Here is a 20,035-nt window from a genome sequence, read left to right as displayed (position 1 = left end):
CGTGTACTGCACGTAAAACGCAAAAAACTTTCAGAGGAATGTTTCGTGTTATTTCTCTAAGAGTGGTTCAAACTTATATCCAGCACCACGAACTGTATGAATATATATCGGATGCTTGGGATCAGGCTCAATCTTTTTTCTTAGATTACGTATTAAACAATAAACAGTATTATTCGTAGTCTCCGATTCTTCAAGATATTGATGTACGGCATCATAAATGTAATCATGGCTAAAAACTTGCCCTGGATGTCGTGCAAAAAACAGCATGGCTATAAATTGAGCTCGTGTTAATTCGATTTTTTCCTCTTTTCTCATTATCTTATATTGATAAGGATAGATTGTTAATCCGGGAAACGACAGAACGGTTTCCGGATCTTTTACAATTTGTGTAGAGTTATTCTCATCCTTTATCAAAGATAATATTTTATTGATGAGAACATCTTCAGATTCTTGAAATGAAATAATCATTACTTTACCGATATTATCACATCCCTAATATACGTACATCTTAAATATATTATTACACTTGTAAGATTTTAAGTCAAGCTATATATTTGACATGATATTTATATTAGCGTATAATATTGCTATTACATATGTAAGATAAAAGGAGGTCTAACAATGCACGCATTACCTCATATCTCAGAATCGGAGTTTGAAGTTATGAAAGTTGTATGGAAATTTACCCCGATCAATACAAATGAAATTACGGAGCGACTTTTGAAGACTACCTCATGGAGTGCAAAAACAATCCAGACTCTTATAAAACGTCTTGTGACAAAGGGCGCATTGACTTACGAGAAACAGGGGCGCGTATTTGTCTATACCCCTCTGGTAGAAGAAAATGAATATGTCAATCAGCAGAGCAACTCGTTTCTGAATCGTTTCTATAACGGGGATTTCAGCGCAATGCTCTCGGCGTACTTAGAAAACAATCAATTATCAGAAACAGAACTCAACAATTTACGTTCCATTCTTTCAAAAAACTCAAAGTGAGGAGATGGTTTCTATGACTGACTTTATCATACATTTTTTGATCTGCAATTTATTGATCAGCGGCATGATCGGTATTTTGTTTGCCATAAAAAAAATATTGAAGACTCATCTGACAAGCAGGGCACAATATAATCTGTGGTTCCTGCCTATGTGCCTTATGGCAGCTCCATTCATTTCGATCAGGTCTGACCAGATATTCTCTCTTTATTCTTGGTTTGCTCATTCTAAGAATAGAGCTACTACCGGAAGCAATATAGTTGATACAATAAATCCATTGAATTCGCCTGACACAGCCTCTGACTGGATGAATGATTTTACCATATCTGTCAGCAGTAGAACCCCCTCCCTGATCGGAATGATGCTCTTTGGGATTTGGATCATCGGTATTCTGGCAATGATTCTATTAGTTTTGAAGTCCTCTGTCCGTCTGTACAGGGTAAAACGTTCTTCACTGCCACTACAGAATCGCAAAGTACGAAAACTTTATAAGAAATGCTTAGAAGAAATGCATATTGCAAAAAAGATTCCAATTTACAGTACAGCTTTTTTGAAATCTCCTGTTATCACTGGATTGTTCAGACCACGTATTTATCTTCCAATCCACCTGATTTCGGATTATGAGTCTGAGAAGATACGCTATATGCTGCTCCATGAATTGCAGCACTATCGGTATAAAGATAATATCTCTAATTATCTGTTATTATTGGCAGGAATTCTCTATTGGTTTAATCCGTTCGTCTGGCTTGCTGCAAGAGCTATGAGAAATGACCGTGAGGTTGCCTGCGACAGTGCTGTATTGAATATGCTGGATGCTGATTCTTATCAGGATTATGGATTTACATTGATCAATTTTGCGGAGAAGATTTCTCTTTCCCCTTTCCCTTTTTCAAGCAGTCTCGGGGGAACCATAAAACAGTTGGAACAGCGCATACTTAACATTGCAACTTACAAAAAGCCTTCTTCATTTAGAAGAATACGGAGCATTACCCTTTTTGCTGTCACTGCCATAATGTTTATAGGAATTACTCCCTTGCTGACTTCATATGCAGCGGCTGACAATAAATATCATTGGGATACTTCCGGACAGGATATATCAACTTTAGATCTGTCTGGCTATTTTGGACAGTATGACGGAAGTTTTGTTTTATACAATTTAAACAGCGATCATTGGAGCCTTTACAATATGGATATGGCCACAACACGAACAGCACCAGATTCCACATATAAGATTTATGATGCATTATTTGCTCTTGAAGAGGACATTATTACACCAGAAGATTCCCTGATCTCATGGAATTATGAAGATTATCCTTTTGAAATATGGGAACAGGATCAGACTTTACAAACAGCAATGTCCGGTTCTGTTAATTGGTATTTTGAGACTCTTGATGATCAGATCGGCAAAGATGGGATTCAATCCTACATACAGGAAATCGGATACGGAAATCAGGATACTTCCGCCGATCTATCCTCTTATTGGATGGAGTCCTCCCTGAAGATCTCTCCTGTGGAGCAAGTAGAATTATTGAACGCTTTTTATCAGAACACTTTTGACTTTGATCCCGATAATATACAAACTGTGAAAGATAGTCTTTGCCTTTCCGCCTCTGGTGCCGGAACTCTTTATGGGAAGACTGGAACCGGACGTGTAGATGGACAGGATAGAAACGGCTGGTTTATAGGATTTATAGAAACACCTGATAATACTTATTTCTTTTCCACTAATATTCAATCTGAAACCAATGCCACTGGAAGCAACGCAGCAAAAATGACTTTATCCATCCTGTCACAATTAGATCTCTGGCAACAATAAATATCAAATACATGGGCCTATAAACAGCCATTAATCTATGATTCAGAAAAGGAAAAGCATATGAAAAAACTACTCGTAACAATTCTATCATTGTGTATTTTACTTATTGGATGCACTCACACAGAATCAAATAATATCGAAACAGACTTTTTGAGTGATGACCTGATTCTACAAGAACAGATATCCCCCAACAAAGAATATGTAACAGAAGAAAAGGATATCGTTTACTATACTGTGGAAGTTTATCAAAATGATAATAATACGATCACAGTAAATACATCTTCTAATTCTGGATTTTTTAAACCGATTCAATATACTGTGAATTATGATAAGCCAATTACAGAGGAAAATATTGATATTCAATGGACAACATTAATGGGCGGCCAAACTCCTTCTGAAGACGATCAACTTGCGATTGCTGATGTTACCTTGAAATCAGAAAGTAACACTTTCAGCGAACGTAAAATCAATTTTTCTAATGGCGCTATAGAAATACTTAATGATACTATGAATAAAAACATGAAGTAATAATAATATCTCCGCGCGGATCACTCCTGCGGAGATATTATTATTTTCACTTACTTAATGTCCTCGAAAATCAAGTTCTTCTAATAAATCCGGTCCATCTCCCCATGAATAAACAATATAGTATGCTTCATCGTCAACCATTTCTGAAAAACTTATCTTGCTATGCTCTACCACCGTAATGATCTGGTTTTCTTGCGGCTCAACTACATATGACCATTCATTTTTCTGATAAACAGAATAATAATCTTCCAAATCATTCAATGATAGTTTACTTTTCAACAAAATTGCTCCAAAATATTGCACACTGTTTCCATTACCGACTAATTTTCCTGCCAATGAGACTGAATCAATAATCTCTGTTCTTTCTGGCAAAGGGGTTTCTCCTAATTCTTTCTCAACCTGCTTTGCATAGTGATTATTTATTTCTTTAGCATTTCCATATCCTGTAAATTTGATCTGTTTTCTGTTTAATATTTAATCTGTACCAAATAAACAAATAATACTAAGCTACCTATCGTTGAAATATTAAGTAAAATATTTCGCAGGATCTTGTTATTCTTTTTTTGAAATAAAACACTTACACAAAGCATAACAACGCCCATTATGGTAAATACTCTTCCATACACCAAAAAATGTATAAAAGCAGGCTCGTATGCTGCAGAAAAAAAGACAATTTGCATATCACAAAACAAAATCATGATAGTTGCTATAACACCGGCAGGATAAAAAAACCTTGATATTTTTTCACTTTTGGCCCATACTCCAAAAGTAAATATGACTGTAAGTAAGCAATACAGCATTATTCCCAGAAATAACCAAATAATTCCGTTTGCGTCTGATATTCTGTCCATAGTTTGTCACCTCTTTACTGTATCATAGATCTTCATACGACTATGCTCTATAACAACCTTCCAATATACCAGAAAAAGACGATATGAACCGGATATATGATATAGAAGAACCCTTTTATTGATCTTCCCCTTTTTCTGTTATACACAAGTAAAAAGGGCAAACATCCTATCATCATCCATTCATAGTTTTCCATCCACATAGAACCACCTAATTCAACCGGTGGCAATCCGATAACCGTATCCAACAGATATTCTAAAACTTCTACCGGAATAGTCAATATTGGAAAATGAAAACGCAACCATCCAAGTGATAAAGAAATAATGGATGTTGTTGTTAATCCAAATAGAATTATATCAAATATGCAAAATCCCACTACTAATTTCTTCTTTTGATTCCTAAATAACCAAAAAATCACACCCAATAGAACATATATTAGCCCACCTTCCAAATTGAAAATACTTCCCATGATTGATGTCAGAACGTATACAACAAACGTCTCTGGCAAAAAGAAACTTGACAACAGGATGACACATAGTCCAATCGTTCCAGCCTGCCAGCATAAATAAACAACAAATTTCTTTCCAAAATCCGCGTTCTTTTGATAGCATTCTATCAGGTATAGGATAACCATTAGACTAAACAAGGAGCGAAAAAAATTATTAGGAATATTCAGACTCCATTGTATAAACGACATGACAACTCCCGCAAGGTAAAGTCTCAGAAAATATTTCTTTCTATCTGTGGTATATGTAAAGCTCCAGATACTACAATAGATAAAAACAGGAGCTGCCAGCCGTCCAATCCAATGCATCCAGATTGGCATTCCTGGTAGAAATTGCGCTATGTGATCAATAATCATCAATACTAAAGCTAACATTTTTAAACCAAAGCTGCTCATTTGTACCTCCCGTTTTATCTGGCATACGCTTTATTAATCACCGCTTATTCTATAATGATATTCTGGAATATTTTGAATTCCATCATCTAAAATCTCATTTCCCCAATATTTAAAACTTCCATCTTCATTCACACGTATTGTAAGTTCATGAGTCATCACAGCGTCATTTGCAATAACCATTTCACATACAGCCTCGACAGTCAGTGTCATAGTTCCATCTTCATTTTGCCGCACACCTATTACCTCCGGTACTGACGTTCCGAAATAAGAAAGATTATAATTTCCACATCCGAGCCTTTCCCATGCGTATGTGTGTGTTTCTTCATCGTACACTCCCCATTCCCGGATTTGCTCTGCTGTAACTGGCAGATATTCCATAATGACGCATTCAAAATCCGTTGCTGGAATGCCGTTTGAATAATTCCCCGGATCTAACCCTTCTCCATATTTCATTTTATAGAAGTATTCGTAAACGCCATTGTAGTCAAGGGTACTTAGCGTTGTAGTATCCCAATTCGAGCATAGAAGGTTATTCCCCTGATAACATAATGGATATACATATTTTTCAGATAACTCTATGTACTCTTCTGATAAAGGTATCACTCTAATCAGTTCACTTCCATCAACAATCTCTGTAACCTCTGGTGGCTCCGGTACACACAATTCATAACAGAACCATCCTTTTTCTGTATATTTCCATTCATTTATTCTTGTGTAAGATACAGAAGATACAACAGGATCATAGGAATCATTCCACCTTGCTCCTACTGTTAAAAGATACATCTCTGAACCGTCAAAAATATACTCTTTTCTTGAAACTCCGCCACTATTTAAAAGACTGTACAAAATAATAGATGTATCTTTCCCTTCCAAACAATCTTTCAAAAACTGATCCATTTTTTCATAATTACTCATTGTACAGTATATTTCAGAAGTTATAACCGGAGATCCACTTTCACCGACCACATCCTGCATTTGATCCAGCGTTTCATCCGACAGGACCACATTTGAGGCGTCGCCCTTATCTGCATTCATATAAATATCGGATAGTCTATCCATAATCACAAAGCAGTCCGTTTCGGCTTCTTCCTTTTTTTCTTCTTCTATTGGAAGATCATACCCTTTCTCCCAGCGTTCTTCTTCTGATAATTCATTACTTTCTGTTTTTCTGAGATCTGTTTCGCTGTTGCTATCTGTTTTTGGTATATGTTCTTCCTGTCTGTTATACATAATACAGCTTAGAATCATAACTAAAAGCAGCACTGCAAAAAGAATACCATATTTTTTAAACAGCCATTTTAAATCTTCCATGTAGTCCTCCAAAAAATACTTTAATCATTCTGCTTGTTTTCGTAGTAATACTCCCATTCTTCATCCGTCAGGCGTGGTTTGTACCATAGTATCTCCAGAGTGTCATCCCATCCCGTAACCTTATTTGAAACATACTGAAAACTGCCATCATTAAGTGGACGCACAACCAGCTCACTTGTAACTGCACAATCTGTCATTTTCCGTTCCCATACCGCTTCAATAAACAAGCGAAGGGTTCCATCTTCCTGTTTTTCATATGATATAACTTCCGGATACGGTCCATAAGGCAGTTCTGCGTCTTTAAATCCTCTTGGCCTGTACCGGTATGCGCTCTCGTTTGGCTCATACACTGTATTTGCTGTAATCTGTTCTCTCTCGATCTGAAAATAACTCTGAAGCACTCCTTCGAATTCTTGTTCCGGCACTTCATACTCAGCCCCCTCATAGGCCTCATATGGCACATAGGTTCCATATTTTATATAATATAATCTTTCATACAAATCATAAAAATCCAATCCAGAGTAATCTTGTTCATCCCAGTCTACAATTAACAACTTATTCCTTTCATAGCCTACAGGATATACATATTTCCTGTTTAATTCCCGACAAGTCTGATCGAGCGGTTTTACCCGAAATGCAAGTTCTCCCGGAGCGCCATCATATCCTGACGGATGGTATTCCTCGACAAAAAAGTATCCTTTTTCTGTATACTTCCATGAGTGTGCAGTAAATTCGTGGTAATAGCATACTTGCGGTTCGTTTTCCTCCCATCTCAATGTACTGACAATCACGTCAATTTCCCCATTCATAGTTTCCATATCATAGCGCACAAATCCTCCCTCTCCGCTAAGAGAAATAATCGTAACACCATCTTTCTTTCCTTCGTCTGCACTTTTGCAAAAATCTTCTACCTGTTCATAATTGACCATATTGATCTGGTCATCTCTGTCTACTGCTGCATAGCCTGAATCCCCAATAGAATTTATTATTCTCTGTTGAACTTCAAGAGTATCCAAATTTCCCTGTTCTACTGCAGTCTCATATATTTCTCTGTAAGTTTCTGCCAGTTTTTCAGATTCTCCATAAATCTGCTGTTCTGTTTTATCTACGTCTGTTTCATCATCTTCATCATCTGTGTTCTGTTTACAGCCAACACATAACATCAACAAGGCTAACGATAAAACCATTACATTTTTACCTTTATTCGGAAAAATATTGATCCAGAACTGCCTTATCTTTTGATACAACATAACCGCTGCCTCCTATGCCTTTTACATTCTCCACCATGCTGATCATAAGGATTGGTGTTTTTGCATTTTTATCAGCAGTAAAAACTGCAAACCATCCGATTTCCGTACCGGATGTATCCTCCTGTGATTCCTTAAGCTCCGCTGTTCCTGTTTTTCCGGCAAGTAAGATGTCATCCCGGTGCGCCGCATAGCCTGTGCCATTTGGATCATTGACAACACCTGTCAGCCCCTCCATAACCTGCGAAACTGTTTCTGACGAAAATGCTTCCTTGATCCATATCCTTCCAGCAGGATTATCGCTGTACTGCAGATAAGGCTGTATAATATTTCCATCATTTAAAAATGAGGTATATATACTCGCAAGATGAAGGGGATTTACCAGGATCTGCCCCTGGCCATATCCACTGTCTGCAAGTTGTATTTCTGTCTCAATGCGATCTGTATTAGAATACTGAGACTCTGCCATTGTTATCTCGAACGGTACTTCCTGATTAAAACCAATCTCATCTAATGAATTCATCAGGTTATCGGCGCCTATTTTTAGTGCAGCCTTTGCAAAGTAAATGTTATCTGAATAGATAAGTGCATTTTTCATTATCACGGGTTCATATTCATGTAAAGTTGTTACTTCATAGGAACCCCAGGAGGAATCTTTCTGCCATGAAAGTCCTTCATTTCCAAAATCTTCATTTGGATCAAGTGTGCCTGTTTTCAGTCCTATCGCCGCAACAACCGGCTTAAAAGTTGAACCCGGACACCATACCTGCCGGAACCGGTTGTATAAAGGCTGATCTTCATTTTCATTCAATGCTGTCCACTGTTCATCCGACATCCCCAGTATGAAATCATTATTATCAAAGGACGGCGTACTGACCAAAGCCAACACTTCACCGGTATAGGGATTCATTGCTATAGAACAGCCTCTGTCATTCTTAAACTGTTCATATAATGCTTTTTGAAGATCAGAGTCGATTGTCAGACGGATATCCACCCCATCTTCTTTTATCGTCTCCGCAATAGTAGTCTTTTCATTTCCCTCAGAATCTACAATATAGATCTTACATCCATCTTTCCCTTTCAGTTCTGTTTCATAAAGCGACTCTATTCCACTTCTGCCAATCACACTGTTAGAGCTGTATCCCTCTCCCGGATGATTTTCCAGATCTTCTGCTGTAACATTCTGCACATATCCAATCAAATGTGCTGCAGCCTCGCCTAATGAATACGATCTTACTTCTTCATCGGAAATCATGACTCCTGAAATATTCAGTAATTTCGTCTGTCTCTCATTCTCCTGAAGCATTTCTTCATCAGGAGAAAGTGATGATAGACTTAATTCATCAACTTTAGGAATTGTTTTAATCGGAACAAAGGAATCATCTTTTACCCAGTTTGCTGACAGTTTCTCCTCAATGCTTTCCTTGGTAAGCCCAAGAAGATCCGCAATCTCCTGAATTGACTGATCTCTGTTTTCCAGTTTCCCAGGTACAATACCCACGGATGAAACCGTACCTTTTCCTGCCAGCACTTTACCATTACGATCTAAAATCTGTCCTCTTTCGGCCTGCGTAGAAGAGATCCTGACTTTATCATCAGCTCCTAATTCCGGAAAAATCAAAGAATCATACCACACTAATTTATACCCGTCTTCACCAGACGTAAAAACTGCTTCATTTTCAAAACTTACAGTTCCTGCAACAGTATCAAAAGACGATTGATACTTTACCGTTTTCTCCGTCTCGTTATACTCTGTAATCTGTATTTTTATATTTTGAACCTCAATACCCTCATAGATTGCTGAATTTCTCTGTACAAAATTCTCCTGAGTAATATTTTCAGAGCTCTGTACATCAATCATTTCATATATTTCATCATATTTCTGCTCAGAGATACATTCCATATAGGAAAGCAATATTTCCTCTGGAGAACTTCCTCGACTGCTCAGAATAATCTGTGCAGCTATATAGAGAACTATGCATAAAACAAATATTCCTAAAAATATGCCTGTTATCCATATCATTTTGTTGCTCTTTTTCCTTCGTCTTCTTCTATTTCTTTTTTTCATGGCAACCTCCTTTTGGAATGTTCTGTTTTAAATTTTACATTTGTAAGATTTCGCGCTAACATATTTGTTTTCTTATATCGAAAAGAATTGACAAATATTGAATTCGATAAAAGAATGGGGATGACAAAAGATAAGTTCGTAGCACGTTACTTGACCAGACTGGATTATGAGTTAAGATTACATCTGTAAGATTTATTTGTCAAGTATTCTTGCATTTCTACCTGAAGCAAAAACTCCCAGAGGATATGTTTCCCCTGAGAGTAAAATCATTCACCGCTCAACATATAATACGGTATTCTGTCTGAATCCGTTTTCTCTGCAAAAATCCCGATACAACATTTTAAGTTCCTCCATATTAAATGCGTCGAACTCCGTCTCGTCCTCGAATCCGTCTGAATTAATAAAACCACTGAAGCTGAGGTATACCTGGCTATCCCAATGAACATCCCATTCTTCAATCCGCCTTTTTGCCAACGCGATTTTTGCTTCATAATCCCAGTTTTTTCTCTGTGCATATATGCCTTTATCTAACTTCAACTCACTATTCTGTATATACATGAATCGCTCCTCCCTAGATTTTTTCTAAATACCTAAGCTCGTTTACTTCTGTTAATTTTCCATGTACCAGATACCGGTAATTTCGTCCGGAACTGACACACGTGGATAATGTCACTACTCTGTCGGTTTCTCCGACAGTTACTCCTGTTTCATAATCAGCAGGAGAAATGATGGCTTCTGTAAAGTCCATAAAATCTGATATTTCCGGAAACGAGTAGATATATGCTTCGCTGCTTACTGAGCCCGCATAACACGAAAAGATCTGATATTTCATTACTTTTCCCGGCACATAGATATAAAAAAAGGGATTTCTCTCATATATGTTTCTGTCCTGGTAATCATTCAGTTTTCCAAACATACTGTCATCCTTCATGTTATGACCGTATATAATCGTATTCTGATCCGAAAAGTCCGGGCGATTATGATAATCCATAAAAATACTTCCACTAATCCCAAACTGTCCGGATGCCAGATGTGTAAGATAATATGAATTATCCTCTCCCTTAAGCACCGGATAGCTGATCCCGGCTCCCGGAATGTCAATCCAGGCAATTACATCCGGATTGACTTTCCGTAGTCCGTCAAAGTCTATCTGCAGATATTCGTATTCCCCGTCGTTTGTATCCGGCTGACTTTCGTCCTGAGTATCTGGGCGTTCGATAAAGTCATCTTCCAGCTCTTCGTATACATCCCGGCTGTCTTCGTAATCCTGATGTGCTTTCATCAGATGCCAGATTGAATAGGTCAAAGCACTGGATGCCATCGCGCATATTATAAAAATGAGAAAATACTTCCAATACTTCTTTTTCATCTTGTTCTCCTTTCACAGTGGCTCTGACTGTTTCAGAGCCACATAATAATCATCAATTCCCTTGTTTTCGCCATTCCACTCGCCTTTATCGTCCAGACACCAGATCATTCTCTGGCAAGGGAGTGAGAGTTCCTTACAGATCCGGTAAAGATGCATACACCCCCGCTGAATATTATCTCGTTTCACTTGAAGGTGGGGGCAATGTATTTCTGCCACCTGTCTGCGAAGCGAATCAGCAAGAGAACAAAATCCCCCGTATGGTTCACACGTTCCTCGAAAGACGCACGTAGGACATTTCGCCGGGCGGACACCACAGTGGATCAGTTTATCCATATCATATGCTTCGCTTACCCGTGCCAGCTTCCTCTGCTTCAATGCTTTCAAAATCTCCGGCATCTTCTTATACTGTGTAACTCCTGCTACGCATAGGAATGTTTTCCCCGTCATATAGTGGGCAATCGTTCCTTTCAGCGGGCCTTCTGTAACATATACTTCTTCAGCGTCTGCATCACCGATCATATGAACCGGACTGCCGGATGATGTTCCCATATTCCGGCCGCCGCTGGAGAACCAGACATATTTCCGGTCCTCTATCACCTCATCCGCTCGAATCTGCATCCCCTGAATCTTTCCGTCAATCGTCCTGACCGGAATCAGGAACCCGGAATTTCTGTTATGGAAATTTAGCGTCCACTGTCCGTTTTTGTCCTGATAGAATCCCGGCACTCCCTGTACGGTACAACCTTCCTCAAGCAAAGTCTCCGTCAGCTTCTTTAAACCGAAAACAGGGGTGCTGCGATATTCTTCGTGACGGATCTGCTCCTCTGTCAATCCGCGTCTCATCAAATCTTCTAAGTGCTTCTTTGAAAGAGTTAAGTGGGAGAGCAGTATCGAATATGTATGATGGATCTCATCCTCTGAGGCTCTGATACTTTCAGGCACAGCCTTTTCCATATCTTCCCATGCAATAAACTCTGCAGCTTTAGCCGGTTCCTTAAGGATAAGTTTTTCACAAATCTCATCATACGCTTCCCGCGCCGTCAGATTATAATAACTGGCGTAAAGCCCCAACATTCCGCCTCCTGCGCCGCATTTCACGCATCCATAGACGTTTTTTCGATAATTAATATTCATTTTCGCCTTTCCGCCACAGAAGATGCAGTTAAAATCACTGTCCTCTGCATGACTGCGGACAGGCTGAAGCCCCATTAACTCCTGTACATCCCTAATGCGAAAAGGGAAATCTTCTACGCGGTGTCTCATGCCAATTCCTTTCTGCGACTCCCCACAGGGAGCCGCAACTTAACAATTACCTTCAGGCTGCCTGTTCAAGCAGTACCTGTGCTGCAGCTCGGAGCAGATTGTTTCGACCTTTGTAGTTGTTCACATACCACTGCAAAGATCCGGGGTTTTCTACTGCAAGCTGCCCCATTGTCTTTCCACTATTTACACCGTTTCCATCGATCACAACAGATTTTGCCTGCTCAAAATTCAACAGACGGATCAGCTCATCCACAGGCTTTCTTATGTCCAAAGCCGCCGGTGCCTGTTTCCCTGCCGTCCGCCCCTGGGGATATGTAGTTCCCGCATTTGGAGGAGCAGTTCTATACATAGGCTGTGGGATTGACTGATATCCGGTGTTTGAAAAATACTCCGGGTTCTGTGTGCCTTGAGAACCATTCTGGTTTTCAAAACGAGGATCACCCTGGGGAATTGGGATACCAGAATCCACCGGACTTGGATCACGTTCTTCCATCTCTAAATTGGAATCATTTTCTTCCCCTTCAATGAACTGAATCCCGTATCCGGCATCTGCAAGAGCGCGTCCGGTTGCGGCTGTCTCCGCCGTTTCCAGGAATTTATCACCGAACTTCGGATCAGCAGTCCGAAATTTCTGAGACAGGGCGCAGGCCACATAGCTGTCTTCCTGATCATCTTTATCCAGATAGACTTTTGCCTCAACGATCGCCATATTCTCATTGAGAGAAATAATCTTTTTACTGATCTTTCCATTCGGATTACACAGCCGGAACCAAAGTTTCCTGAACTTCACATCCAGATAAAGCTGTGGTTCCTTTCCCTCGTTATCGATCACCCTTGCAAACTCCATCGGCTCAAATCCATCAATCCGATTCAGTGCAGCGACTGCCTTTGAACGGTTATATAATGGTTCACTCATATTGTCGTTTCTCCTTTCGTAAAAGAAGAGCAGATCATCCCTTATAGAATAGAATCCGCTCTTTCCTCATTTTCTGGAAATTAAATTGCCAGTTTTAATTGTTCACAATCTGTTTCCTGTACATTTTCAGTTGCAGTATGATATTCTGCCACAATCCGTTTCGCCAGTATTGTATTTCTCATGCCACGGTTATCCGTCCGGATTGCCTGATACAATGCAGCTTGTTCCCCTACTATAATCAGCTTTTCTTTTGCTCTGGTCACGGCAGTATATAAAATTGGGCGTTTCAGCATGGTATAAAAACCCTTGATCCATGGAAGGATCACTACGGGATACTCTGAGCCCTGTGATTTATGTACAGTCGTTGCATACGCAAGCTCAACCTCATCCATGTCTTCGGCGGAATAGATCATCTCCCTGTCGTCCGAAAACAACAGTTTCGCCTTTTTCCTGCCTTCCTCGTCCAGAAAGAACTGCCGGATGATCCCCATATCTCCGTTACTGACCAGATCCCTGTTCTTTGTCTGTATAACCTTGTCGCCTTCCCGGAACTTTCGTTTGCCAACCGTCATCGTCCGTTTCCGGCTGTCCTGGGGATTTACAATTTCCCTTAGCACCTGATTCAGTTCATTTACACTGGCAGCGCCGCGTTTCCGATAGGGTGTCAGTACCTGAACATCATCTATGCTTTTATCCTGAAGTTCCTGCCGAAAGACTTTCTGCACCAAAGCAGCGGTTTCTTCTGCGCCGCTGCAATCCAGGATCTGAAAATCATCTCCTGTATGCAAAGCTCCGGTGTTATCTTTAATCCGCTGTGCGTTTTCATAAATTCGGATATGCTCTGCCTGCCGGTAAACCAGATCCAGTACCGTAACCGGGATCAGGCCACATTCGATCAACTGCCGGAACACTTCTCCGGGCCCTACGCTGGGAAGCTGATCTGCATCTCCGATGCACAGAATACGGACATTCCGCTTAATATGCCGGAAAAACTCGTAAGCAAGCCGCATATCTACCATGGAAAATTCATCTACGCACAGGAAGTTCGAATCCAGATATTCAAAATCCTCATTGAACTCATCGTCTCCTGCAAGGCCCAGTGCGGAATGCATTGTAGAAGCATTTTCTTCCCCTGTACTTTCTGCCATTCTCCTTGCGGCACGCCCAGTAGGAGCCATCAACTGCACTTGATCATCACACAACTGTTTCTGAATATAGAGGATCACCTTCAATACCGTTGTTTTTCCGGTTCCCGGTCCTCCCGTGATAATAGATACAGGATGTGCGAATGTCATGCGTACTGCTTTCGCCTGTGCTTCTGAAAGCCGGATGTTCAACACCTGCTGCGCTTCTTCCAGCTCTTTCTCCACATTATAGAGCGGTACTTTATCCAGCAGATGAGCGACAAGCATTTTTGCCGTCTCCCTTTCCATTTCGTAGAAACCATACTCATAGATACGGTTTCCCTCCACAATAAGATCACGCTGCAATGCCAACTGATACAAAACCCTCTGGATCTGCCGTTCATTTACAGCCTGCTGGGGCAATTCCGCATTCAATAGTTCCAATGCCTTCGATATAAGGCTCTTCTGATACAAATATAGAGCCCCCTCGCTGGCCGCTTTTTTCATCAAATATGAAATACCGCCTGCAATACGAATGGGATCATTCAGGTTCGCATTGAACTTTTTCGCAATCTTATCAACTGTAAGGAAGCCAAAGCCTTTGATCTCGCAGAGCTTATAAGGGCGCTGCCGAATAATCTCCGGCGCCATCGAGCCAAATTCAAGAAGAATTTTCTTCACTTGACTTGATGTTATCTTGTAAGGTGCAAGAAATGTCATTAACTCCCGAAAGCACTGATTTTCATTATAAGCGCTCTTGATCTCATCCAGCTTTTTCTCATTGATTCCGCGGATTGCTAAGAGTTCCTCCGGATGCTGCTCCATAATCTCCAAGGCATCCAGTCCAAAACGGTCAAAGATTGCCTGCGCTGTCTTTTCTCCAATCCCCCGGATAGCCCCCGATGACAGATAGCCGATAATTCCTTCCTTCGTTCTCTTTACAATCTCCATATGTGTTTCTACTTCAAACTGCGTACCGTACTTCGGATTGTTTACCCAGTATCCGGTCAGCTCATATGTGAGATTCTTGATCATCGGAAGATCATTCCCTACTGCCGTAATTATAAATCCGTTACCAGCCGGCTTTTTCCTTGCTTCGTTCGGAATCGAAGGATCTGCAGTCCAATAAGCTGCTATCGTGTATCCGTTGGCTTCATTCTGAAATATCTTTGACTGGAATCTGCATTTCATCCAACTGCCTCCAATCCTTTACCGGGATCAGCGTCTCCTTTTTATCCGGAAAATACCGGAATACAGCCATCTGATCCTGAAATGCTTTTTTAATCTCAATCTCCATACCGCTGCTGATCCGACTGCCGCAGATAATAAGCAGGTGGCAGTGCTCCAGCACCGATATCCCGAAAGAAAGGGCAAGCGCCCTTTCTTCCGGATCGTGGTCATCCAGCAGCTCCGGTAAATATGCATGAGGTGCATAAGCCCGGTATCCGAATTCTTTTGCAACCTCTGCCACACACTGTCTTGCATACACCATATTCTTCCGAATTTCCTGATCTGTTTCCGCAGATAACGGAGAACAGATATATGCTTTTACCTTTGTATCCATCAGGCAGCCTCCTTTTTCACCCGGAAGGTGCGGCTGACAGATTCAGACACTACGTCAGCATAGGCGTCCGGATACAGGTTCTCCAGCTTTGTGATATTTTCCTTATTCACAATTTTTCTGCTGGTAGGATTATAAGTAATTCTGTACCTGTCATTCCCAGATAACAGTACTGCTGAACAATTTTTCCCCAGTTTCTCCACAAAGGGAATACTTAAGGCTTTCTGCTCCTGTTCAATCTTTCTCCTCATTGCATCCAGCCGTGATTTCCGTTCCGCCAACTGAAGATAGCGGTCAATCTGGTTCTTATCCTCTTCTTCAAGATTAATTGGCGGAAGAGTCTGATCCGGCGTACCGGCATATCGGCGGATACTCTCCAGCACCAGATCCGGCTGCTCCTCATACGGAGGTTCCCGTCTCGCCTGCACCTGCTCCATCCAGAAATATTTCTCTTTCTCAATGAGCTGTTCTTCCAGATCAAGATCTCTGTCAATCCTGCGGATAAAGAACTCCGAGTCATTGTTTCCATACAGGCAGGCTATATAGGCTACCTTATAATTTTTAACTGCCATGTAATGTCGGCACTGCCACTCATAATTAATTGGCACCTGATTATCTTTCCACTTGAACTGGCTGTTATAATTACAGGTTTTACATTCCAGAATAGCTTTTGTTCCATCCGGGAAAGAAATCACAAAATCAAGATCCGCAATCATAAAGGGATACAGGGGATGGCTGTACATGTTCTTATCCTCATATACTTCAAACCCAGTCTTTCTGGAGAAAATCATTGCGACCAGCTCTTCCAGACGATTTCCGACCTGTTTCGCAACCCAGTTGTCCTCCTCTGGATCGATCCGGATCGGTTTCCATCCGATCTTATCGTAGTAGAGATCTCTTCTTGTAGCCCAAGGGGAAACTCCCATCACAATCGAAGCCTCACTGCCTCCGATTCCAAGCCGACGGTCCTTCAGCCATTCCTCCCTTGTCAGATTTGCTGTACTCTTAATAATGTTTGGTTCATAGTTTAAATTCAGCATCTATGTCCTCCTTTATTTCCATGCAACGGTTCCGGATACATCAAATTCGCTCCAGTCATACTTCAGCATTCTCATCAGTTTTTCCTCCAGCCTTAAGAGCTGGGCATTGCCACTTCCTCTGCAGGCCGCAAAGAAAAGCGCCTCATTCAACGCATAATAGATTTCATGCGCATTCGTAGGTCCTTCCCCGCTCTGTGCCACAAAGAGGTCAACCGCCTCGCTCCCGATCTTTTTTCCAATATCCAGCTTGTTGATCAGACCGATCATAGTATTAACCGGATGTTCAATCGGAATCTCAAGTAATTTCTCCAAATTTTCGATTGCCTGTTTATAACGGGAATAAATCTGATTTAACTGTTCCTTGAAATACTCAATATCTGCTTCCCCGGAATGGGAAATGCGAATCGGATCTCCCAGGTTGATTACCTGGTTATTGCTGTCACAGAGCAGCATCTGACTGATTGTAACGCTCTTAGCCGCCACATCAGATGTAGAAAGCCTAAGTGCCGGTGCATAAACCTGGCGCTTAATTCCGTACTGTTTCAAAGCACTCTGGTAGGCATCCACAAGTTCCGGATTTCCTGAAAGTTCCCACATAGCCGTGGCGGAAGAGTGATCATATGAGCCAGAAGACTCAATATACTTTGTTCCAGGATAGTTCTTATAGAGATAGAAGATCGTCTCCTGAAAGATCTGTTCCATATTCAGGATTTTATAATCCGTCACATCTCCACCATGAACAGCCGCCACCTTTCCATCAGACAGCCGGATCAATGATAATCCTTTTGCAGTCTGCAGGCACATATTCACAATCCGGGCATACCGTTTCCGATCCAGACGTTTTAATCCGTCTCCTTTGACTCCCGCCCGGGATAAGATTGTATGGATGGCGCAGTCTCTAACCGGAAGATATTCACCTGGGAAATCAGTTCCCGGCACTTTCAGCATCAACTGTGTGTGATTTTTCGTATCTGACAGGATTTCCTCATACTGGGGAAGCCCCGCATACGCTTTCTTCACCTTCTCGTCCTCCATAGGGATCAGCCGCAGCGCTTTTGTCGGTTTTCGCAGCCATTTACAATGATTCATCCGGTTCCGCAGGAATTCCATCAGATCCCCTTCTTCTGCGAACTGAGTACAGAACCCATCCGCGTACACATTTGCTTCATTCATGTTTCTTTCCACCTTTCATATAATGATTTATTCATCAACAGCACGAAGCTGTTTCTGACAATAAAAAAAGAATGGACAAAACATACTCGTTCTTATCCATTCTTATCGTTGTAGCAGATCTGCCTAAATATAAAAAACGCCATAAACACCCACGCGGGCAGTCTACGGCACCTATCTACAATCATAAACAACCTATGCTCGGATGACAGATCATCCTGTCATCTTTCATGCCCGGGATTCTCATCTATCCCAGAACTTCCCCGCCAGGGGTACGCATAAACAATAATACACTCGTATACTAACACAATATATAGTGTGTGTCAATTATTCAAATCCATATATCATGTTATTTATTCTCAATAATAATCTCAATCTTTTTCCGCAAAAAGTCACAGCAGCTTAGCTCGGAATATCCGTCTTGTCGTTCTGCGGCTTCCATTACGGCCTGACTATTACATTCTGTGAAAAATGGACAATTCTCACATCCGTTTGATAATGTCTGAAGCATCCAGTCCACTTCCTTCTGTGTTCCTGTTACCCTCACTTCCGTCACTCCCCCTATTGCATAATTTCCTGACATACCGGAACTATAAATCATATAATATTCTGTTTTTAAAACATCTTATTTTGAATTTCAAAGAATATACATATATTTTATTCCGTAATTTCATGTCTGTAAATAGTATAAAATTTCAAAGTAGAAAGAGGTGATATTTTGGATTCTAAATTTATTGCGGACCGCATAACAGAACTTCGTTTGAAGAAAAATGTGTCAGAATATCAGATGAGTCTGGATCTTGGACGGAATAAGACGTATATCCAGTCCATTACGTCCGGACGCAATCTCCCCAAAATGAACCACTTTCTCGATATCTGCGATTACCTGGGTGTTACCCCTATGGAATTCTTTGATGATGAGCTGCATCACATCCCATTGCAGCAGAAGGCAAATGAGCTGCTAAAGCAGTTGGATGAAGAGGATCTGCTTGCCGTCATCTCTATCTTAAACCGACTGGCGGCAAAACACAAATAGAAGATAATGGAAATAAGGGGAGTATAATGGAAGGTGTTTTAGAAAAATTTAGTATATATGATTTTTTCAATTTATTATTTAGCGGTGGCATTTTAATCGCCGGAATTCATATACTGGGATTTCCATTATTAGAAATTCTCTATAATGATATCCATCTGCCCGAAAGTGAAATTTTATTTTGTGCAGTTATTTTGTTACTGTGTTACGTTATTGGATTTGCGCTACAAGCCATATCATCTATTGTAGGAAAAGGCATAAAAATCCAGTCCAAGATGACCTCAACATTTTTATTAGACGGCAATAATGTAATCAAAAACACTGTAAAATTAAGGATTTATCAAGAGAAGGCAAAAGAACTCTTCATTCGCAAAAATATTCATGTAAAAGATAATAATTTTACACCAGAGCAATGTGAATATTTCTATGCTTATTGTAGTTATTTCACACAGGTTCATGGACAAAGCAAAAAAACCGAGAAGATGCGTGGTTTGAAAGGCTTGTCCAGTCTCTGGTTAATATGTTTTGCCCTATTAAGTTTGTTAGGCGTGATACGAATCTTTTATCTAATTTTGTTTATACAATCGAATTTAAACTCATTGATTCTACCTATTATTTCTACTTTGATTTATTGTGCGCTCATTTTTATTTCTTATTTCCGAATGAAAATTGATATAACATATTGGATCAGAATGCTATTAGGCGTTTATGAAGTTTGTTCAGATATATATGTATATCCTGATAATGAAACTCCAAAATAAAATCTTTTAATCCCCCGGAAAAATGGTGTGCTACCAAAAATCCGGGGATAAATAGTAAACAACTTTCATGATGGGATATATAGAT

Annotated in this window: 20 protein-coding genes; 5 read left to right on the top strand and 15 right to left on the bottom strand. The window is 40.4% G+C overall.

All coding sequences use genetic code 11. The features are described 5' to 3' along the window. Positions 1–48: 48 nt before the first annotated feature. Complete coding sequence (locus tag H6A13_RS03600; protein WP_204908250.1) at positions 49–468, bottom strand: winged helix-turn-helix domain-containing protein; 420 nt, start codon at positions 466–468, stop codon at positions 49–51. A 153-nt stretch (positions 469–621) separates the two neighbouring features. Between H6A13_RS03600 and H6A13_RS03595 the strand changes: the two genes are divergently transcribed. Genes H6A13_RS03595 through H6A13_RS03585 form a run of 3 tightly spaced genes read left to right on the top strand, consistent with a single transcriptional unit; the run spans position 622 to position 3,337 of the window. Then, positions 622–996, top strand: a complete 375-nt coding sequence (locus H6A13_RS03595) for a BlaI/MecI/CopY family transcriptional regulator (protein ID WP_087150685.1) — start codon at positions 622–624, stop codon at positions 994–996. Between the two features lie 13 nt (positions 997–1,009). Next, positions 1,010–2,809: a BlaR1 family beta-lactam sensor/signal transducer gene (locus H6A13_RS03590; protein ID WP_204908249.1), complete on the top strand. Its 1,800-nt coding sequence runs from the start codon at positions 1,010–1,012 to the stop codon at positions 2,807–2,809. Between the two features lie 60 nt (positions 2,810–2,869). Next, the gene (locus H6A13_RS03585; protein ID WP_087150683.1) at positions 2,870–3,337 is read left to right on the top strand and encodes a hypothetical protein; all 468 of its coding nucleotides are present in this window, start codon (positions 2,870–2,872) and stop codon (positions 3,335–3,337) included. A gap of 54 nt (positions 3,338–3,391) precedes the next feature. On the opposite strand, the gene H6A13_RS03580 is transcribed toward H6A13_RS03585, so the two are convergent. From H6A13_RS03580 to H6A13_RS03515, 14 genes are all read right to left on the bottom strand, one after another. Continuing rightward, positions 3,392–3,709 carry a hypothetical protein gene (locus H6A13_RS03580; RefSeq protein ID WP_087150665.1) on the bottom strand — a complete coding sequence of 106 codons (318 nt, stop codon included), beginning with the start codon at positions 3,707–3,709 and terminating at the stop codon, positions 3,392–3,394. Between the two features lie 95 nt (positions 3,710–3,804). Beyond that, a complete protein-coding gene (locus H6A13_RS03575; protein WP_204908248.1) occupies positions 3,805–4,188 on the bottom strand; it encodes a hypothetical protein in 384 nt (127 codons plus the stop codon). Positions 4,189–4,235: 47 nt separating this feature from the next. Continuing rightward, positions 4,236–5,087, bottom strand: coding sequence for a TraX family protein (locus tag H6A13_RS03570; RefSeq protein WP_204908247.1), 852 nt, complete (start codon positions 5,085–5,087; stop codon positions 4,236–4,238). A 33-nt stretch (positions 5,088–5,120) separates the two neighbouring features. Further along, on the bottom strand, positions 5,121–6,398 hold the full coding sequence (locus H6A13_RS03565; RefSeq protein ID WP_204908246.1) for a DUF6070 family protein: 1,278 nt from the start codon (positions 6,396–6,398) through the stop codon (positions 5,121–5,123). Positions 6,399–6,418: 20 nt separating this feature from the next. Continuing rightward, positions 6,419–7,648 carry a DUF6070 family protein gene (locus H6A13_RS03560; RefSeq protein ID WP_243424719.1) on the bottom strand — a complete coding sequence of 410 codons (1,230 nt, stop codon included), beginning with the start codon at positions 7,646–7,648 and terminating at the stop codon, positions 6,419–6,421. Then, complete coding sequence (locus tag H6A13_RS03555; RefSeq protein ID WP_204908245.1) at positions 7,599–9,713, bottom strand: penicillin-binding transpeptidase domain-containing protein; 2,115 nt, start codon at positions 9,711–9,713, stop codon at positions 7,599–7,601. The genes H6A13_RS03560 and H6A13_RS03555 overlap by 50 nt, the downstream gene beginning before the upstream one ends. 270 nt (positions 9,714–9,983) lie before the next feature. Beyond that, a complete protein-coding gene (locus H6A13_RS03550; RefSeq protein WP_087151968.1) occupies positions 9,984–10,271 on the bottom strand; it encodes a hypothetical protein in 288 nt (95 codons plus the stop codon). A 13-nt stretch (positions 10,272–10,284) separates the two neighbouring features. Further along, positions 10,285–11,082 (bottom strand): class B sortase, encoded by a 798-nt coding sequence (gene srtB / locus H6A13_RS03545; protein WP_204908244.1) that lies wholly within the window; start codon positions 11,080–11,082, stop codon positions 10,285–10,287. A gap of 12 nt (positions 11,083–11,094) precedes the next feature. Beyond that, a complete protein-coding gene (locus tag H6A13_RS03540; protein ID WP_243424718.1) occupies positions 11,095–12,345 on the bottom strand; it encodes a DNA primase in 1,251 nt (416 codons plus the stop codon). 52 nt (positions 12,346–12,397) lie between these two features. Beyond that, the gene (locus H6A13_RS03535) at positions 12,398–13,261 is read right to left on the bottom strand and encodes a hypothetical protein (RefSeq protein WP_087151965.1); all 864 of its coding nucleotides are present in this window, start codon (positions 13,259–13,261) and stop codon (positions 12,398–12,400) included. An 80-nt stretch (positions 13,262–13,341) separates the two neighbouring features. Then, complete coding sequence (gene recD2 / locus H6A13_RS03530; RefSeq protein ID WP_204908243.1) at positions 13,342–15,576, bottom strand: SF1B family DNA helicase RecD2; 2,235 nt, start codon at positions 15,574–15,576, stop codon at positions 13,342–13,344. Beyond that, positions 15,539–15,949, bottom strand: a complete 411-nt coding sequence (locus H6A13_RS03525; RefSeq protein ID WP_087151963.1) for a DUF7768 domain-containing protein — start codon at positions 15,947–15,949, stop codon at positions 15,539–15,541. Before H6A13_RS03525 ends, recD2 begins: the two co-directional genes overlap by 38 nt. Continuing rightward, positions 15,949–16,986 (bottom strand): YqaJ viral recombinase family nuclease, encoded by a 1,038-nt coding sequence (locus H6A13_RS03520; protein ID WP_243424717.1) that lies wholly within the window; start codon positions 16,984–16,986, stop codon positions 15,949–15,951. The genes H6A13_RS03525 and H6A13_RS03520 overlap by 1 nt, the downstream gene beginning before the upstream one ends. A 12-nt stretch (positions 16,987–16,998) precedes the next feature. Continuing rightward, positions 16,999–18,159 (bottom strand): transposase, encoded by a 1,161-nt coding sequence (locus H6A13_RS03515; RefSeq protein WP_204908242.1) that lies wholly within the window; start codon positions 18,157–18,159, stop codon positions 16,999–17,001. Between the two features lie 715 nt (positions 18,160–18,874). Here H6A13_RS03515 and H6A13_RS03510 point away from each other — a divergent pair. Next, positions 18,875–19,192, top strand: a complete 318-nt coding sequence (locus tag H6A13_RS03510) for a helix-turn-helix domain-containing protein (protein ID WP_087151960.1) — start codon at positions 18,875–18,877, stop codon at positions 19,190–19,192. Between the two features lie 26 nt (positions 19,193–19,218). Continuing rightward, positions 19,219–19,950: a hypothetical protein gene (locus tag H6A13_RS03505; protein ID WP_087151959.1), complete on the top strand. Its 732-nt coding sequence runs from the start codon at positions 19,219–19,221 to the stop codon at positions 19,948–19,950. Positions 19,951–20,035: the final 85 nt, after the last annotated feature.

The sequence above is a fragment of the Mordavella massiliensis genome (assembly GCF_016902415.1).
Lineage (GTDB): Bacteria > Bacillota > Clostridia > Lachnospirales > Lachnospiraceae > Merdimonas > Merdimonas faecigallinarum.
Note: the sequence above shows the minus strand (reverse complement) of the source record. Positions and strands in the feature narration are given on the sequence as shown.

Excerpts from the sequence above, each read along its gene's own strand:
- H6A13_RS03600 (WP_204908250.1), bottom strand. The coding sequence starts at position 468 with ATGATTATTTCATTTCAAGAATCTGAAGATGTTCTCATCAATAAAATA.
- H6A13_RS03595 (WP_087150685.1), top strand. The coding sequence starts at position 622 with ATGCACGCATTACCTCATATCTCAGAATCGGAGTTTGAAGTTATGAAA.
- H6A13_RS03590 (WP_204908249.1), top strand. The coding sequence starts at position 1,010 with ATGACTGACTTTATCATACATTTTTTGATCTGCAATTTATTGATCAGC.
- H6A13_RS03585 (WP_087150683.1), top strand. The coding sequence starts at position 2,870 with ATGAAAAAACTACTCGTAACAATTCTATCATTGTGTATTTTACTTATT.
- H6A13_RS03575 (WP_204908248.1), bottom strand. The coding sequence starts at position 4,188 with ATGGACAGAATATCAGACGCAAACGGAATTATTTGGTTATTTCTGGGA.
- H6A13_RS03570 (WP_204908247.1), bottom strand. The coding sequence starts at position 5,087 with ATGAGCAGCTTTGGTTTAAAAATGTTAGCTTTAGTATTGATGATTATT.
- H6A13_RS03565 (WP_204908246.1), bottom strand. The coding sequence starts at position 6,398 with ATGGAAGATTTAAAATGGCTGTTTAAAAAATATGGTATTCTTTTTGCA.
- H6A13_RS03560 (WP_243424719.1), bottom strand. The coding sequence starts at position 7,648 with ATGTTGTATCAAAAGATAAGGCAGTTCTGGATCAATATTTTTCCGAAT.
- H6A13_RS03555 (WP_204908245.1), bottom strand. The coding sequence starts at position 9,713 with ATGAAAAAAAGAAATAGAAGAAGACGAAGGAAAAAGAGCAACAAAATG.
- H6A13_RS03550 (WP_087151968.1), bottom strand. The coding sequence starts at position 10,271 with ATGTATATACAGAATAGTGAGTTGAAGTTAGATAAAGGCATATATGCA.
- srtB (WP_204908244.1), bottom strand. The coding sequence starts at position 11,082 with ATGAAAAAGAAGTATTGGAAGTATTTTCTCATTTTTATAATATGCGCG.
- H6A13_RS03540 (WP_243424718.1), bottom strand. The coding sequence starts at position 12,345 with ATGAGACACCGCGTAGAAGATTTCCCTTTTCGCATTAGGGATGTACAG.
- H6A13_RS03535 (WP_087151965.1), bottom strand. The coding sequence starts at position 13,261 with ATGAGTGAACCATTATATAACCGTTCAAAGGCAGTCGCTGCACTGAAT.
- recD2 (WP_204908243.1), bottom strand. The coding sequence starts at position 15,576 with ATGAAATGCAGATTCCAGTCAAAGATATTTCAGAATGAAGCCAACGGA.
- H6A13_RS03525 (WP_087151963.1), bottom strand. The coding sequence starts at position 15,949 with ATGGATACAAAGGTAAAAGCATATATCTGTTCTCCGTTATCTGCGGAA.
- H6A13_RS03520 (WP_243424717.1), bottom strand. The coding sequence starts at position 16,986 with ATGCTGAATTTAAACTATGAACCAAACATTATTAAGAGTACAGCAAAT.
- H6A13_RS03515 (WP_204908242.1), bottom strand. The coding sequence starts at position 18,159 with ATGAATGAAGCAAATGTGTACGCGGATGGGTTCTGTACTCAGTTCGCA.
- H6A13_RS03505 (WP_087151959.1), top strand. The coding sequence starts at position 19,219 with ATGGAAGGTGTTTTAGAAAAATTTAGTATATATGATTTTTTCAATTTA.